Genomic DNA, 14,675 nt, shown 5'->3' with positions numbered 1-14,675 from the left:
GGGCTGCACTCCAAATGATCGCCCAGACATCTTGCCGTCCGAGGATTACTCCTCACCTGAAGTAAAGCAGTCGGCCCTGCCACTGCCCGCTCACCCGCGCCGGGATACGTGGCGCCTTGCATTTCCTTTGTGTTCGTCTTTGATTCCGAGGTCCTCATGCCTTCTCAAAAGCCCGCGAAGTCTGTCAAGCCCGCCGCTCCCGCCAAGACTGTTACAAAACCCGCAGCCGGCAAGGCGAAAGCCACCGCTGCCAAGTCCGCAGCCCCACGCGCCTCCACCGCTGCGGCCAAGAAAGCCAAGCCAGTGACCGTATCCAAGTCCACGACCTCGAAACTCCTCGCCGCCGCCGATGAATTGCTGAAGAACGCCGCCAAGGCAAGCAAGGCCGCAGCCGCAGCCAGCGGCGACGAAGCCCCCAAGAAGAAGGCTGGCCGCCCGCCCAAGGCCGCCGGCACCGCCACTGCCGTCAAGACCGCTGCTGCCAAGCCCGGCCGCAAGCCCAAGGCCAAGGCTGGCTCCGAGGATGGTGACGACACCGACCTGTCCGACATCGAAGCCGAGTTCGAGGAAGAACCCGCGGTCGCCGACCCCGCCGGAGCCGCCGCTGCTCCCGCCGAGAAGGTCAAGCCGCTGCGCATGAAGATCAGCAAGGCGAAGGAACGCGCCTTGATGAAGGAATTCGGCCTGGACGAAACCGTCCTGTCCGAAGAAGACATGGCCAAGCGCCGCTCGCGCCTGAAGACCCTGATCACGCTGGGCAAGACGCGCGGCTACCTGACCCAGGTCGAAATCTCCGACCACTTGCCCGACAAGCTGGTGGATGCCGAGACCATGGAAGTCGTGGTCACCATGTTGAACGACATGGGCGTGGCGGTGTACGAGCAAACGCCTGACGCCGAGACCCTGTTCCAGAACAACGTGACGCCCACGGCCGCCACCGTCGAAGAAGCCGAAGAAGAAGCCGAAGCCGCCCTGTCCACCGTGGACAGCGAATTCGGCCGCACGACCGACCCGGTGCGCATGTACATGCGTGAAATGGGCACGGTCGAGCTGCTCACGCGCGAAGGCGAAATCGAAATCGCCAAGCGCATCGAAGGCGGCCTGCAGGCCATGATGGAGGCGATCTCTGCATCGCCCGCGACCATCGCCGCCATCCTGGCCATGGGCGAGGAAATCCGCGAGGGCAAGGTCGTCATCTCCACCATCGTGGACGGCTTCTCCAACCCGAACGAGGCCGACGATTACGTGGCCGAAGAAGACTTCGACGAGTTCGACGAAGAAGACGACGACGACGGCAAGGGTGGCTCCAAGGCGCTGACCAAGAAGCTCGAAGAACTCAAGCGCGAAGCACTCACCCGCTTCGACAAGCTGCGCGAGCTGTTCGAGAAGATCCACAAGATCTACGACAAGGAAGGCTACGGCACGCCGGCCTACACCAAGGCCCAGCAGGCACTCAGCGAACAGCTGATGACCGTCCGCTTCACCGCCAAGACCATCGAGAAGCTGTGCGACCTGGTGCGCGGGCAGGTGGACGACGTGCGCAAGAAAGAGCGCGAGCTGCGCCGCATCATCGTGGACAAGTGCGGCATGCCACAAGAGACCTTCGTCAAGGACTTCCCGCCCAACCTGCTCAACCTCAAGTGGGTCGAGAAGCAGGCCGCCGCCGGCAAGCCCTGGAGCACGATCATGGCGCGCAACATCCCGCCGGTCCAAGAGCTGCAGCAGCGCCTGATGGACCTGCAGTCGCGCGTGGTCGTGCCGCTGCCTGAGCTGAAGGCGATCAACAAGCGCATGAACGAGGGCGAGGCCGCGTCGCGCAACGCCAAGAAGGAAATGATCGAGGCCAACCTGCGCCTAGTGATCTCCATTGCCAAGAAGTACACCAACCGCGGCCTGCAGTTCCTGGACCTGATCCAGGAAGGCAACATCGGCCTGATGAAGGCGGTGGACAAGTTCGAATACCGCCGCGGCTACAAGTTCTCGACCTACGCCACGTGGTGGATCCGCCAGGCCATCACGCGCTCGATCGCCGACCAGGCGCGCACCATCCGTATCCCGGTGCACATGATCGAAACCATCAACAAGATGAACCGCATCAGCCGGCAGCATCTGCAGGAGTTCGGCTTCGAGCCCGACGCCTCGATCCTGGCCGAGAAGATGGAGATCCCCGAGGACAAGATCCGCAAGATCATGAAGATCGCCAAAGAGCCGATCTCCATGGAAACGCCGATCGGCGACGACGACGACAGCCACCTGGGCGACTTCATCGAGGACGGCGCCAACACCGCGCCTATCGAAGCCGCCATGCAGGCCGGCCTGCGCGACGTGGTCAAGGACATCCTGGACGGCCTCACGCCGCGCGAAGCCAAGGTGCTGCGCATGCGCTTCGGTATCGAGATGTCGACCGACCACACGCTGGAAGAAGTCGGCAAGCAGTTTGACGTGACGCGTGAACGCATCCGCCAGATCGAAGCCAAGGCGCTGCGCAAGCTGAAGCACCCGAGCCGCTCGGACAAGCTGCGCAGCTTCATCGACACGCTGTAAGCCTGCTGCCGCCCATGCCCAGTCTTTGGGCATAAAAAGCGCCTGGAGCCCTTGTTGCACAAGGACCAGGCGCTATTTTTTTGTGAGCGCGGTGTTCAGCTGCCGGCGGCTTCGGGCAGCGCCCGCGCCTGCAGGCTCTTGACGTAGTTGTCGCGCGTGCCGGTAACGTGGGCGCACATCAGCGCCTCGAAGGCGCTGAAGTCACCGGCGCTGAACAGCGCGCGCATCTGCTGGTGCTGCTGCAAGCCCTGCGGGTGCAGGATGTCGCCAGGCGCGGAGAGGTGGGTGCGCAGCACCGCTATCTTGGCGGCGGCGGTGTCGTAGGCCGCCTGCAGGTAGGGGTTGCCGCAGTGCTCGAAGAAGGCCTCGTGCAGGCGCGTGTCGGCGCGGCCGTAGCGCACCGCATCGCGCGCCTCGGTGGCCAGGCGCATCTCGCCCAGCGCCTGGTCCAGCGCTGCCTCGGTGGCGGCCTGCGCGTTGCGGTGGGCCAGTTGCGCGGCGCGCGGCTCGACCACGCAGCGGAATTCGCAGATGGCGGCGATGTCGCCCTCGCTCGGCTCGAACACATAGGTGCCGCGCTGCGGAATGATCACCACCAGCCCCAGGCGCTGCAGCTGGTTCAGCGCCTCGCGCACCGGCGTGCGGCTGACGCCGAAGGATTCGGCCAGGGTTTCCTCGGCCATCAGCTCACCCAGCCCGAACTCACCACTGACGATGGCCTCGCGCAGGCGCTGCGCCACCAAGGTGGCGAGTGATTGGGGCTGACTGATCTGGAAGCGCTTGGAAGTAGGGGGCACAGGGGTCGATCAGCGAAGGTGGCAGCCGGGAGTGGTGCAAAAGTTTGCCAGAAAGCCAAAGGCCCGCTTGCCTGGGCTGCGGACTGTTTTCAGGGAATATACCAGTACCTTAGTGCCTTACATACAAGCTTAATAGGCGCAACTTCCTGACCACTGCGCATGAAACCGCCCTTCCCTGCTCCCAACCTTCCGGCCGTCGTGGCCTTGCTGGACCTGCAACAGCGCCTGGGCCCGACGGCCGTGCTGCTGGGCGCCGATATCCCGGCCCGCAACGGCAACGACTGGGGGCCGCAGCCGCCGCAGCCGCCACTGGCGGTGGTGCGGCCGCGCGATGCGCAAGAGCTGTCAGACGCGGTGCGCAGTTGCACCCATGCCGGCCTGCCCATGGTGGCGCAGGGCGGCCTGACCGGCCTGTGCGCTGGCGCGCGGCCAGAGGCCGGCTGGGTAGCCTTGTCGCTGGAGCGCATGGTGGGCGTGGAAGAAATCGACCCGGCCAGCGCCACGCTCACGGTCTGGGCCGGCACGCCGCTGGAGGCGGTGCAGCGGGCGGCCGATGCCGCCGGCTTCTTCTTTGCGCTGGACCTGGGCGCACGCGGCTCGTGCTCGATCGGCGGCAACCTGTCTACCAATGCGGGCGGCAACCGCGTGATCCGCTACGGCATGGCGCGCGAGCTGGTGCTGGGCCTGGAAGTAGTGCTGCCCGATGGCACGGTGCTGACCAGCCTGAACAAGATGCTGAAGAACAACGCCGGCTATGACCTGAAGCACTTGTTCATTGGCAGCGAAGGCACGCTGGGCATCATCACCCGCGCCGTGCTGCGGCTGCACCCCAAGCCGGCCTGCAGCATGGCCGCCCTGTGCGCGGTGGACGATTTCGACCAGTTGCTGGGCCTGCTGGGCGCGGCGCGCAGCGGCCTGGGCCCGCTGCTGTCGGCCTTTGAGGTGATGTGGCCCGACTACTGGGAGGTGGTGACCGGCCGCATGGGCGTGCGCTCGCCGGTGGCCGGCGGCCACCGCTACTACGTGCTGGTGGAGGCGCAGGGCGCCGACCCGGTGGGCGACCCGCCGCGCTTCCAGCAGTGGCTGGAGCACCTGCTGGAGCAAGGCCTGCTGGCCGATGCCGCGGTGGCGCAGTCGGTGGCCGACACGCAGGGCTTCTGGGCGCTGCGCGATGCCTGTGCTGAATTCAACATCGCGCTCGGCCCCCACGTGGCCTACGACGTGGGCCTGCCGGTGTCGCGCATGGAGGAATATGTCAGCCGCTGCAAGGCCGCGCTGGCAGCGCAAATCCCGGGCTGCGAGAGCGTGTACTACGGCCACATCGGCGACGGCAACCTGCACCTGATCGCCTGGGTGCCCGGCCTGCCGATCAACGCCCAGCCCAAGGCCGCGATGGACGCGGTGATCTACGGGCTGGTGCAGGAATGCGCGGGCTCGGTGTCTGCCGAGCACGGCATAGGCACGGTCAAGCGCGCCTGGTTGGGCCATTCGCGCACGGCAGAAGAGATTGCGTTGATGCAGACACTCAAGCGCGCATTGGACCCAGCCGGCCTGCTCAACCCAGGAAAAGTGGTGGCCATCTGAATTGGTTTTGCTGCAGTTGAGTTCCCATCCAAAAAAAGGAGACATGACATGACCCGCACACCCCGCATCGCCACACTGGCGCTGGCCGCATTACTCGCGGCCGGCGCCGCCCATGCGCAGTTCAAGGAGCGCACCATCCGCGTCTCCAACGGCGTGAGCAAAGAGCACCCCATGGGCAATGGCCTGGCCAAGATGGGCGCCTGCACGCTGGAGAAATCCGGCGGCAAGCTGAAGATTCAGGCCTACTGGGACGGTGCGCTGGGCAGTGATTTGACGTCTACCCAGAGCGTGCGCAGCGGCTCGCTGGAGATGGTCATCACCTCTACCGCGCCGGTGGTGGCCATCGTGCCGGCGCTGGGCGTGTTCGACCTGCCCTTTCTGTTCAACACCGCGCAAGAGGCCGACCAACTGCTGGACGGCAAGGCCGGCGAATGGTTCTCGGACAAGCTGCCGGCCGTGGGCCTGGTCAACCTGGCCTGGTGGGAGAACGGCTTTCGGCACACCACCAACTCCAAGCGCCCGATCACCCGCACCGAAGATTTCGAGGGCGTGAAGATGCGCGTGATGCAGAACAACATCTTCATCGACACCTTCAAGACCCTGGGCAGCAATGCCGTGCCCATGGCTTTCAGCGAGGTCTATTCCGCGCTCGAGACCAAGACGGTAGACGGCGAAGAAAACCCGCTCTCCAACATCGAGAACATGAAGTTCTACGAGGTGCAGAAGTACCTCACGCTGACCAAGCATGCCTACAGCCCGACGCTGGTGCTGTTCTCTAAAAAGCTGTGGGACACCATGTCGCCGCAGGAGCATGCCGCGCTTAAAGACTGCGCCGTGCTGGCCCGCGAGGAGCAGCGCCGCGCCAACCGCGAGATGGAGGCGCGCAGCGTAGACAAGCTGCGCGGCTACGGCATGGCCGTGAATGAAATCAGCCCGGCAGAGATGCAACGCATCCGCGAGCGCACCAAGGTCATCTACGAGCGCCATGCCAAGGCCATTGGCGAAGAGGCGATCACGCTGGTGTCGAACGAACTGAAGCGCATCCGTGGCAACTGAACACACATCCCCCACCACGGTACTCGCGGGCCAGGTCGCCTGGGTCACGGGCGGCGGCAGCGGCATAGGGCTGGCCGGCGCCACGGCGCTGGCGCAGGCCGGCTGCCGCGTCGTCATCTCTGGCCGCGACCCGGCCAAGCTCGAAGCCGCCCGGCTGCAGGCCGAGGCCGGCGGCGCACCGGCCGGCGCCATCAGCACCGCGCCGCTGGACGTGGCCGACGCCGCTGCGGTCGCGCGCGTGGCCGCCGCGATCGAGGCCGCACACGGCCGCGTCGACATCCTGGTCAACAGCGCCGGCATCAACTTCAGCAAGCGCTACTGGGGCGAGACCGATGCCGCTACCTTTGGCGAGGTGCTGGGTGTGAACCTGCACGGCGCCACCTACTGCACGCTGGCGGTGCTCAAGGGCATGCGCGCGCGGCGCGTGGGCACGGTCATCAACGTGGCCTCTTTTGCCGGCTGGCACTACGAGTACATGACCGGCCCGGCCTACACCGCCAGCAAGGCGGGGCTGATGGCGCTTACGCATTCCTTCAACATCGAGGAATGCGTGAACGGCCTGCGCGCCACCGCGCTGTGCCCAGGCGAAGTCGCCACGCCGATCCTGAAGAAACGCCCGGTCGAGCCCAGCGCCGCCGACAAGGCCCGCATGCTGCAAGAGGCCGACATGGGCCGCACCATCCGCTTCATCGCAGAGCTGCCGCCGCATGTCTGCGTCAACGAGCTGGTGATCTCGCCCGTGTGGAACCGCACCTATGTCGCCGGCGAGGCGCTGCAGCGCAAGCCCGCATTGCCCTGATCCCCATCCCCTTTCTTTTTCACAAAGCCCTGCCGTGTCTGCCCTGCCCCAACCCATCCTGTCCGCCGACCTGTCCCACCCTGTGACCGCGCCCTTCCATGGCATCTGGCCGGCCCTGCTCACGCCGCTGACCGAGACCCTGGCCATCGACGTGCCCGAGCTGGCGCGCCATGTGCTGGCCTTGCTGCACGCGGGCTGCCAGGGCGTGACGCCCTTTGGCACCACCGGCGAGGGGCCGTCTTTCAGCGTGGCCGAGCGCATTGCCGCCATCGATGGCTTGGTGGCGCACGGCGTGCCGGCGCACAGCATCCTTATCTCGACCAGCTGCGCTGCGCTGCCGGATGTGCTGGCGCTCACGCGCCATGCGCTGGCCATCGGCGCGCATGGCTGCCTGATGCTGCCGCCCTTCTTCCTGAAGGGCGTGCCCGACCAGGGCGTGATCGACGCCTACCGCCGGGTGATCGATGCCGTGGCCGACCCGCGACTGCGCATTTACCTGTACCACATCCCCCAGGTGGCGGGCGTGGGCCTGAGCCATGCGGTGATCCGTGCGCTGAAGGCGCGCTACCCGCAGACCATCGTCGGCATCAAGGACAGCGGCTGCGACCGCGCGCATTCGCTGGCGCTGGCCGATGCCTTCATGCCGCATGTGATGGTCTACGTTGGCAACGAGCCCGACCTGCAGACGCTGGGCGCGCGCGGCAGCCAGGGCGCGGTCAGTGGCATTGCCAACGTGCTGCCGCGCCTGGTGCAGCGGCTGGTGGGCGCGCATGCATCGCCCGGCGCTGCGGCCGACCTGCAGCGGGTGCAGGCCTTTCTGGCGATCCTGGGCGGCTATGGCATGACCGCCGCCTTCAAGGGCATCATGGCCCACACCACTGGCCACGCCGGCTGGCGCCGCGTGCGGCCGCCGCTGGTGGCGTTGGAGGATGCTGAGTACACGCGGCTGGTGGCACAGATCGACGCCTTCGGCATACGCCCCGGGCAAGACTGATGCACGCCGCCGCCCTGAGCCCACCCGACGTGGTCTGCGTCGCCAGCTGGAACGCCGACCTGGTGGCCCACGTGCCACGGCTGCTGGCGCGCGGCGAGACGCTGCGGGCCACTGGCTTCGACATCGGCCCGGGCGGCAAGGGATCGAACGCAGCCGTGGCCTGCGCGCGCCAGGGGGCACGCGTGGCATTGATCGCGCGTATCGGCGACGACGAATTTGGCCGCATGGGCCAGGCACTGTGGGCGCGCGAAGGCATTGCCACGCAACACGTGGCCTGCGTGCCGGGCGAGCGCACCGGCGTCGCGCAGATCCTGGTCTATGAAGGCGGCGACAACAGCATTGCCGTGTTCCCCGGCGCCACCGATGGGCTGCGCGCCACGCACGCCACGGCGGCGGCGGGTGCGCTGGCTGGCTGCAAGGTGGTGATGGCCTCGTGCGAGGTGCCGCTGGACTGCACGCTGGAGGCCTTTCGCATTGCGCGTGCGGCGGGCGCGCTGACCGTCTTCAACCCGGCGCCGGCACGCGCCCTGCCCGACGCGCTGCTGGCGCTGGCCGACGTGCTCACGCCCAACGAAACAGAGCTGCATGCGCTGGCCGGCAACGCCGCCAACCACGACGCTGCGGCCCGCGCGCTGCAGGCACGCGGCGCCGGCGCCATCGTGGTCACGCTGGGCGCATCAGGCTGCGTGCTGTACCGCCCCGGCCAAGCGCCGCTGCACATCGCCGGCCACGCAGTGACGGTGGCCGACACCATAGGCGCGGGCGACACCTTCACCGGCGCCCTGGCCGCAGCGCTGGCGCGCGGCGACGCCCTGGCCGAAGCCGTGCGCCACGCCAATGCGGCGGGTGCGCTGTCGGTGCGCGGGCACGGCGCCATCGCCGGCATGCCGCAGCGTGCGGAGGTGCTGGCCTTGCTGGAGCAGGAACTGGGAATTTTGAAGAAAAGTGCCTGAAGCCCAGGTGCAGCCTGGGCTACTAGCTACCATTTACATAGCACTCGCTACAAACGACGGCGCCCGGCGTGGTAGCGCCCGGTGCCACGCGTAAGCACCACGTCGCCCGCCACCACGTCGCCCGGCTCGTATTCAGGCTGGCCCGCAATGCGCGCGTAGAGCGGGCCAAAGTCGATCTTGGCCAGCTCCAGCAAATCCTCCAGCCGGTCCAGCACAAAGTAGCTCTCTTGAAAGTCGTCGATGCGGTAGCGCGTGCGCATGACCCGCTCCAGCTCAAAGCCAATGCGGTTGGGCGAGGCATCGTCCAGCGCAAACACGCTCTCGGTATAGGACGACGCAATGCCCGAGCCATAAATGCGCAGCCCATCGGCCTGCTGCACCAGCCCAAATTCCACCGTGTACCAGTAGACCCGCGCCAATTGCGGCAACACGCCCAGTTGCTGCGCGCGCCGCCCGCCCTGGCCATAGGCCTGCACAAAGTCGGCGATCACCGGGTTCATCAGCATCGGCACATGGCCGAACACGTCGTGGAAGACGTCGGGCTCTTCCAGGTAATCCAGCTGCTGCGGCGTGCGGATGAACTGGCCTGCGGGGAAGCGGCGGTTGGCCAGGTGGTCGAAGAACACCTCGTCGGGCACCAGCCCGGGCACCGCCACGATTTGCCAGCCGGTGTGGCGCATCAGCACTTCGCTCAACTGCTCGAAGTTGGGAATCTGGTCCGCCCCGATGGGCAGCGTGCGCATGCCCTCGACAAACGCCTCGCAGGCCCGGCCCGGCAGCAGCCCGCTCTGCCGCTCGAACAGCGTGCGCCACGTGGCGTGCTCCTGCGGCGTGTAGCGCGCCCAGCCCTGGTCGATGGTCCAGTCCGCCCGCTCGGGCCGACCGGCCTCGCCAGCGGCGGCGCCGTGCAATGCGGCGGGGGTTGTCTCCAATGTGGCGGCCATGCGGCATTCCTGTGTGGCGTTGTGTGGTGCCACTCTAGTCGCGTGGGGAGGCAGGTTGGGTGCAAGTTGTGGCAACCGAGGCTATGTCAGCGCAGGTTTGCTGCGCCAAGACAGTTGGTGAAGTAGCGAAAGCGCAAGAATGGTCGTCCATTCGGGAGTGCACGGCCTTTAACAGGCATTCCCCGAGCAGTTAGCAGCTGTATCAACCCGAAAAATCGCATACATTGGCCCCGCGATTTTTAAGGAGCGACTGCTGTAGCCCAGTCCGACCCATCCAATATGGGAAATTTTATGAATATCAGTTCCTGCTCTCCCCCAATGTTGCCAGCGGGTACACCTACCCAGATGCGAGCGGCGCGCGGACGGTCTCGCGCGATCGGTCTTATTTCCTTGTGCTTGGCCGCGCTCGGCGCGCTTCCTTGGGCAGCCTATGCGCAGACAACGTTCGACTTCTCCACCGGCTGGACAGGCACAGGGGCGAACGTGACTTACCAGACGACGCCGTTCACGACGACGAGTAAGGGCACGCCGTTCACACTGCAAGCGCCAAGCGGCTCTGGCATGTACCGGCTGGTGCCAGTGTCCAGCACTGTGAATGGTGCTGCTGCCGCAGACGCTGCGCTTGCACTAACCAGCGGAACCGTAGATGCGCTTCTCAATCACAACCCGAATTTTTCCGGCAGCGTCACCAACTTCTCGGTTTTGTCGCAGACCATGACTTTGAACGCCGGGACGTATTCTTTTGCATGGGCTCTGAATGTCACCGATCCCGGCTTCAACGACGGTGCCCTGTTTTCTATTTCCGGAAGCGGCATGCAATACATTGAGTCGCTGGCCCGGGCAGGTGGCCCGGGTGACACGACCGGGCCATCGCCAAATACCTACGTGGCTTATAACTACGATCCGGCCATGGGAGTTACACCTTGGCTGACGACTACCTTCAATATCGCCACAACCGGCACCTACCGTGTCAGCTTTGCCACTTACAACTGGGGCGATCAAGCGGTTCCCCCGAACTTCTTCGTCGCCAGTACGCCGGGCACTTACACGGGCAATGCCTTGGCAGGCACCAACGCCCCGCCGCCTGTAACCGCGTCGAACAACAGTATTCCTACGCTCAGCGAATGGGGCCTGATCATCTTGTCTTTGCTGATGGCGATGTTCGGTGCTGTGTACGCTCGAAAGCGCAGTTGATCGCCCGTTCTTTTGATTTTTCGAGCCCGCTGTGAGCGGGCTTTTTTTCGCCTTCTCGAACGCTCAACTGGCGCTTCCAACGCTTACCAGGCTGCTGAAATACCCAACGCGAATGCGTGGCGCATCGCTCGGGCTGTTTGAATTGTCATCTCGCCCTTTCGCATCGTGAACTCCTGGCTCTCTTCGAGGCTGATTTCATCGTTTTGAGCCCGTTTCCCCGCGCTTTTCATCTCTCACGCTGTTTGCAGGCGGATTTGTCCCAGCCTGCGCATGCGTGTGAGGTTGTAGGCGGCCATCGTCAGCACAAAAATCTGATCCACGCGCTGGAGTCCACGCACCATGACTTGGCGAATGCGTCCCACCGTCTTGGCCCAGCCAAAGCCTTGCTCGATGAGTTTTCTCTTCTGCGCCGAGATGGCATACCCCGCACTGGCGGCAATCGTGTCCGGCACCGCCGAGCGACGCCCCGCTTGCGCAGGGTGAACAGGCTTTCGGTGAAGGTGTCGGCTCCGCGCATGGTGTGGACTTTGGATCGCTCAAGGAATAGATGTCAGCATACGGCCCCACCGGGGCCTGCTTGGAACAACGCGGAGGTATTTCAGCAGCCTGTTATGCGGCACCGGGTTCAGGACCTGCGGTCGGCCCACATTTGATTTTCCTGGACGGCAATGCTCCGGGAATTTCCTGTAGCTTGTGCAAACCGTATTAGCCTATCCATCGACTCTTCGTAAGCCATTGCTCACTTCAAACAAAACGCCAATACCTATGAAGCTTTTGGCAAAATGATCGCTTAACAAAAACACAAGGATGCACCAACCATGTGGTTCCGTTTCTTGCAGCCCCTGATCATCGGCTTATCGGTAGCAGCTGTCACTTTTATTGCCTGCCTTGCGTTATCGCAGTTTTTCTTTGCGCTCCTGCCACTCAAAAGCCAGGGGAGACTTGGGATAGATATTTATTCCTTGTTCGCAGTCCTTATGCTTTTCTGCCCATCTTTTTCTGCAGGATATGTAGCAAGAAAGAATGGCGCATTTTATGGAATCCTTTTATCCGGTATACCCATGCTCCTGTTGTCCTTGGTTAACTATGGATTCCCAATAGGCTTCTACATAATGTTTATTTCACTAGCCGTCGTGGGCGGCCATTGCGGGCAACTTTTGGCATTAAGAAAACGTCTATCCTGATATCCGGCCCAAGCCAAAACCACAAGCTCCAATCACCATGCCCAGCCCTGTAGTAATACGCCCCATCCAGCCAACTGACCTCCATGCCTGGCAACCGCTCTGGGATGGCTACAACGCCTTTTATGGCCGCGAGGGCGATACCGCCTTGGCAGCAGAGATCACAGCGGCAACATGGACGCGCTTCTTCGACCCGAATGAACCCGTCTTCGCGCTGGTGGCCGAGTCAGATGGCCAGTTGCTAGGGCTCACGCACTACCTGTTCCACCGCAGCACCACGCGGATCGAGCTCACCTGCTATTTGCAAGACCTGTTCACCGCGCCCGATGCACGGGGCCGTGGAGTTGGTCGATCGCTGATCGAGGGCGTGTACCAGGCAGCAAAGGCGGCAGGAATCAAGCGGGTCTATTGGCAAACCCACGAGACGAACGCTGCTGGCCGCATGCTTTACGACAAGGTGGCCAAGCATGCGGGGTTCATCATCTACGGGCATGACGTATGAGGGGCGCACGCCTCCTGCCAGCAGCCGCGCCGCAATTGCCTTGCGATCCTGGACGCCAGAAATGAACCCCTCGCCCATCTCACCGCATCTGCCCAAAGGCCTGTGGGCACTTGCAGCGCTGTACTGCATTGCCAGCCTGATTCACTTCGCCCACAACGCCGAATACATCGCGTTCTACCCCAACATGCCGGGCTGGCTCACGAGAGAGCAGGTCTACCTTGTGTGGCTGGCGATTAGCGGCTTCGGAGTCGTTGGCATCGCCCTCGCCGCAGTAGGTTGGCGCATGGCTGCCGCCGCATCCCTTGCCGCCTATGGCGCATTCGGTCTTGATGGGCTGGGCCACTACGCGCTGGCGCTGTGTTCAGAGCACAGCCTTGCCATGAACCTGACCATAGGCTTCGAGGCGGTCACGGGCGTGCTGCTGGCCATTGCGGCATGCTGGTGCGTTGCGCGGCAGGCGCGGTTCAGGTTCTGGCGCGTGGGCGCCTGAGTTTTTCATCGAGCGGCCCCACCCAAGGCTGGCCGCCTCCATCAAACCTTGAGTCACCCCGGACTAGCCATGAAAAAAACCGCTCTTGAGATCTACGCGCTCCTCGTCTGTTTTGTGACGGTGATCTGCTTCGCGATCGCCTTCGGCCTTGCGGCTTATGGACTGGTCGGGATTGCCAGCCCCAGCTTCACGATGTCATCGTTCACCTATGCGCAGTACCAAACGAACGACGCGTTCTGGAATGTGCACAGCGGCCCTGCCCCCTCTCGCCGGGGCACCGATGACACGCCCAAGGAACGTCCGAATGAAGCAGCGCTGACGAAGCAGCGTGAGGCAGCGTACGACAGGGCACTCTCAAGCGAGCGCCGCGACAACCTTCAGTCGGTCGTCAAGTCGCTCATCGTCATATTCATCGACGTGATCTTGGGACATCCTGCAAAACTCCCCCGCGCATCTGGATGCGCCCGTTTGTTCAGGCATGCTCGGCGCCCATGAAGCAAGCCGGCCTGGACCTGAACCTGAGCACGAAGAAGACCCGCAAGCAGGTGTTCCTGCAGGAGATGGACCAGGTGGTGCCGTGGGCGTCCTTGGTCGATCTCATCGCCCCGTACTACAGCGAAGGACGCACAGGCCGCCCGCCCTTTGCCTTGGAGACCATGCTGCGGCTGCACTTCATCCAGCAATGGTTCAGCCTGTCGGACCAGGCGATGGAAGAGGCCCTCTTCGATATCCCCCTGTACCGAGAGTTCGCGGGCCTGGACGCCCATGGTCGCCTGCCCGATGAAAGCACCATCCTGCGCTTTCGCCACCGGCTGGAGCGCCACAAGCTGGCCGAACAGATCCTGATCACCGTCAACACCCTGCTGGAGAGCAAAGGCCTGTTGCTCAAGGAAGGCACGGCCGTCGACGCCACGCTGATCCCAGCCCCCAGCTCCACCAAGAACAAAGACAAAGCACGCGACCCCGAGATGCACTCGAGCAAGAAGGGAAATCAGTGGCACTTCGGTATGAAGGCCCACATCGGGGTAGATGCAGACTCTGGCCTGGTCCACACCGTGCGCGGCAGCTCCGGCCACGTGGGCGACGTCACCGAAGGCAACAGCCTGCTGCACGGACAGGAAACAGACGCCTTCGGGGACGCTGGCTACCAGGGGATCGGCAAGCGCCCGGATGCCAAGGACAGCGTCACCTGGCACATCGCCATGAAGCCAGGCAAGCGCAAGAAGCTGAGCAAAGACAAGGTATCCGATGTACTGGTCCACCAGCTCGAAAAGCTCAAGGCCGGCATCCGCGCCAAGGTGGAACACCCGTTCCGGGTCATCAAGCGCCAGTTCGCCTACACCAAGGTGCGCTACCGGGGGCTGAAGAAAAACACGCAGCAGTTGCACACGCTGTTCGCCCTGTCCAACCTGTGGATGGCGCGCTACCGGCTGATGGGGTGAAGGATTGAGGGGATCGGTGCGCCTGTGTGGTGCGGGGGAGGGTCAAAAAGGCCCTGGATGCACCGGAAAGCAGGCGGCAGACCCTTCTGAGAGGGGCATGCGCCCCTGGAATCCACGATTGAGATCACGCGTAGGGGATGTCACATTGCAAATCGTGTTTTGCAGGACATCCCTTGCTTCTCTTGCATGGGCGGA

At 64.1% G+C, this 14,675-nt stretch carries 14 protein-coding genes and 1 pseudogene; 12 read left to right on the top strand and 3 right to left on the bottom strand.

Translation table 11 applies throughout. The features are described from left to right. Positions 1 to 156: 156 nt before the first annotated feature. The gene (rpoD, locus tag AAFF27_08935; GenBank protein ID XAH25300.1) at positions 157 to 2,544 is read left to right on the top strand and encodes an RNA polymerase sigma factor RpoD; all 2,388 of its coding nucleotides are present in this window, start codon (positions 157 to 159) and stop codon (positions 2,542 to 2,544) included. 95 nt (positions 2,545 to 2,639) lie between these two features. On the opposite strand, the gene AAFF27_08930 is transcribed toward rpoD, so the two are convergent. Then, positions 2,640 to 3,341, bottom strand: a complete 702-nt coding sequence (locus AAFF27_08930) for a GntR family transcriptional regulator (GenBank protein XAH25299.1) — start codon at positions 3,339 to 3,341, stop codon at positions 2,640 to 2,642. Between the two features lie 159 nt (positions 3,342 to 3,500). Here AAFF27_08930 and AAFF27_08925 point away from each other — a divergent pair, with 159 nt between their 5' ends. The 5 genes from AAFF27_08925 to AAFF27_08905 are packed head-to-tail and all read left to right on the top strand — an operon-like array spanning position 3,501 to position 8,727. Next, positions 3,501 to 4,925, top strand: a complete 1,425-nt coding sequence (locus AAFF27_08925) for an FAD-binding oxidoreductase (GenBank protein ID XAH25298.1) — start codon at positions 3,501 to 3,503, stop codon at positions 4,923 to 4,925. Between the two features lie 48 nt (positions 4,926 to 4,973). Beyond that, positions 4,974 to 5,981, top strand: a complete 1,008-nt coding sequence (locus AAFF27_08920) for a TRAP transporter substrate-binding protein (GenBank protein XAH25297.1) — start codon at positions 4,974 to 4,976, stop codon at positions 5,979 to 5,981. Then, complete coding sequence (locus tag AAFF27_08915; protein XAH25296.1) at positions 5,971 to 6,780, top strand: SDR family oxidoreductase; 810 nt, start codon at positions 5,971 to 5,973, stop codon at positions 6,778 to 6,780. Before AAFF27_08920 ends, AAFF27_08915 begins: the two co-directional genes overlap by 11 nt. 34 nt (positions 6,781 to 6,814) lie before the next feature. After that, the gene (locus AAFF27_08910; GenBank protein XAH25295.1) at positions 6,815 to 7,774 is read left to right on the top strand and encodes a dihydrodipicolinate synthase family protein; all 960 of its coding nucleotides are present in this window, start codon (positions 6,815 to 6,817) and stop codon (positions 7,772 to 7,774) included. Beyond that, positions 7,774 to 8,727 carry a ribokinase gene (locus AAFF27_08905; GenBank protein ID XAH25294.1) on the top strand — a complete coding sequence of 318 codons (954 nt, stop codon included), beginning with the start codon at positions 7,774 to 7,776 and terminating at the stop codon, positions 8,725 to 8,727. The genes AAFF27_08910 and AAFF27_08905 overlap by 1 nt, the downstream gene beginning before the upstream one ends. Before the next feature lie 47 nt (positions 8,728 to 8,774). On the opposite strand, the gene phhA is transcribed toward AAFF27_08905, so the two are convergent. Next, positions 8,775 to 9,671 carry a phenylalanine 4-monooxygenase gene (gene phhA / locus AAFF27_08900; protein ID XAH25293.1) on the bottom strand — a complete coding sequence of 299 codons (897 nt, stop codon included), beginning with the start codon at positions 9,669 to 9,671 and terminating at the stop codon, positions 8,775 to 8,777. 291 nt (positions 9,672 to 9,962) lie between these two features. On the opposite strand from phhA, the gene AAFF27_08895 reads away from it, so the two are divergent. Beyond that, positions 9,963 to 10,865 (top strand): IPTL-CTERM sorting domain-containing protein, encoded by a 903-nt coding sequence (locus AAFF27_08895; protein ID XAH25292.1) that lies wholly within the window; start codon positions 9,963 to 9,965, stop codon positions 10,863 to 10,865. Positions 10,866 to 11,098: 233 nt separating this feature from the next. Here the strand turns inward: AAFF27_08895 and AAFF27_08890 are convergent. Beyond that, a pseudogene (locus AAFF27_08890) lies at positions 11,099 to 11,335 on the bottom strand (transposase). A 348-nt stretch (positions 11,336 to 11,683) separates the two neighbouring features. On the opposite strand from AAFF27_08890, the gene AAFF27_08885 reads away from it, so the two are divergent. The 5 genes from AAFF27_08885 to AAFF27_08865 all read left to right on the top strand — a co-directional run bounded on the left by AAFF27_08885 (position 11,684) and on the right by AAFF27_08865 (position 14,480). Beyond that, positions 11,684 to 12,049 (top strand): hypothetical protein, encoded by a 366-nt coding sequence (locus AAFF27_08885; protein XAH25291.1) that lies wholly within the window; start codon positions 11,684 to 11,686, stop codon positions 12,047 to 12,049. 37 nt (positions 12,050 to 12,086) lie between these two features. After that, positions 12,087 to 12,548 carry a GNAT family N-acetyltransferase gene (locus tag AAFF27_08880; protein ID XAH25290.1) on the top strand — a complete coding sequence of 154 codons (462 nt, stop codon included), beginning with the start codon at positions 12,087 to 12,089 and terminating at the stop codon, positions 12,546 to 12,548. Positions 12,549 to 12,609: 61 nt separating this feature from the next. Continuing rightward, complete coding sequence (locus AAFF27_08875) at positions 12,610 to 13,038, top strand: hypothetical protein (protein XAH25289.1); 429 nt, start codon at positions 12,610 to 12,612, stop codon at positions 13,036 to 13,038. Between the two features lie 69 nt (positions 13,039 to 13,107). Continuing rightward, a complete protein-coding gene (locus AAFF27_08870; protein XAH25288.1) occupies positions 13,108 to 13,533 on the top strand; it encodes a hypothetical protein in 426 nt (141 codons plus the stop codon). Then, positions 13,530 to 14,480, top strand: coding sequence for an IS5 family transposase (locus AAFF27_08865; protein XAH25287.1), 951 nt, complete (start codon positions 13,530 to 13,532; stop codon positions 14,478 to 14,480). Before AAFF27_08870 ends, AAFF27_08865 begins: the two co-directional genes overlap by 4 nt. Positions 14,481 to 14,675: the final 195 nt, after the last annotated feature.

This window comes from Xylophilus sp. GW821-FHT01B05 (genome assembly GCA_038961845.1).
In the GTDB taxonomy this organism is placed as follows: Bacteria; Pseudomonadota; Gammaproteobacteria; order Burkholderiales; family Burkholderiaceae_C; genus Xylophilus.
The sequence above is the reverse complement of the archived record's forward strand: the minus strand, read 5'-3'. Positions and strand labels throughout refer to the sequence as shown.

Excerpts from the sequence above, each read along its gene's own strand:
- rpoD (XAH25300.1), top strand. The coding sequence starts at position 157 with ATGCCTTCTCAAAAGCCCGCGAAGTCTGTCAAGCCCGCCGCTCCCGCC.
- AAFF27_08925 (XAH25298.1), top strand. The coding sequence starts at position 3,501 with ATGAAACCGCCCTTCCCTGCTCCCAACCTTCCGGCCGTCGTGGCCTTG.
- AAFF27_08920 (XAH25297.1), top strand. The coding sequence starts at position 4,974 with ATGACCCGCACACCCCGCATCGCCACACTGGCGCTGGCCGCATTACTC.
- AAFF27_08905 (XAH25294.1), top strand. The coding sequence starts at position 7,774 with ATGCACGCCGCCGCCCTGAGCCCACCCGACGTGGTCTGCGTCGCCAGC.
- phhA (XAH25293.1), bottom strand. The coding sequence starts at position 9,671 with ATGGCCGCCACATTGGAGACAACCCCCGCCGCATTGCACGGCGCCGCC.
- AAFF27_08895 (XAH25292.1), top strand. The coding sequence starts at position 9,963 with ATGAATATCAGTTCCTGCTCTCCCCCAATGTTGCCAGCGGGTACACCT.
- AAFF27_08885 (XAH25291.1), top strand. The coding sequence starts at position 11,684 with ATGTGGTTCCGTTTCTTGCAGCCCCTGATCATCGGCTTATCGGTAGCA.
- AAFF27_08880 (XAH25290.1), top strand. The coding sequence starts at position 12,087 with ATGCCCAGCCCTGTAGTAATACGCCCCATCCAGCCAACTGACCTCCAT.
- AAFF27_08875 (XAH25289.1), top strand. The coding sequence starts at position 12,610 with ATGAACCCCTCGCCCATCTCACCGCATCTGCCCAAAGGCCTGTGGGCA.
- AAFF27_08870 (XAH25288.1), top strand. The coding sequence starts at position 13,108 with ATGAAAAAAACCGCTCTTGAGATCTACGCGCTCCTCGTCTGTTTTGTG.
- AAFF27_08865 (XAH25287.1), top strand. The coding sequence starts at position 13,530 with ATGAAGCAAGCCGGCCTGGACCTGAACCTGAGCACGAAGAAGACCCGC.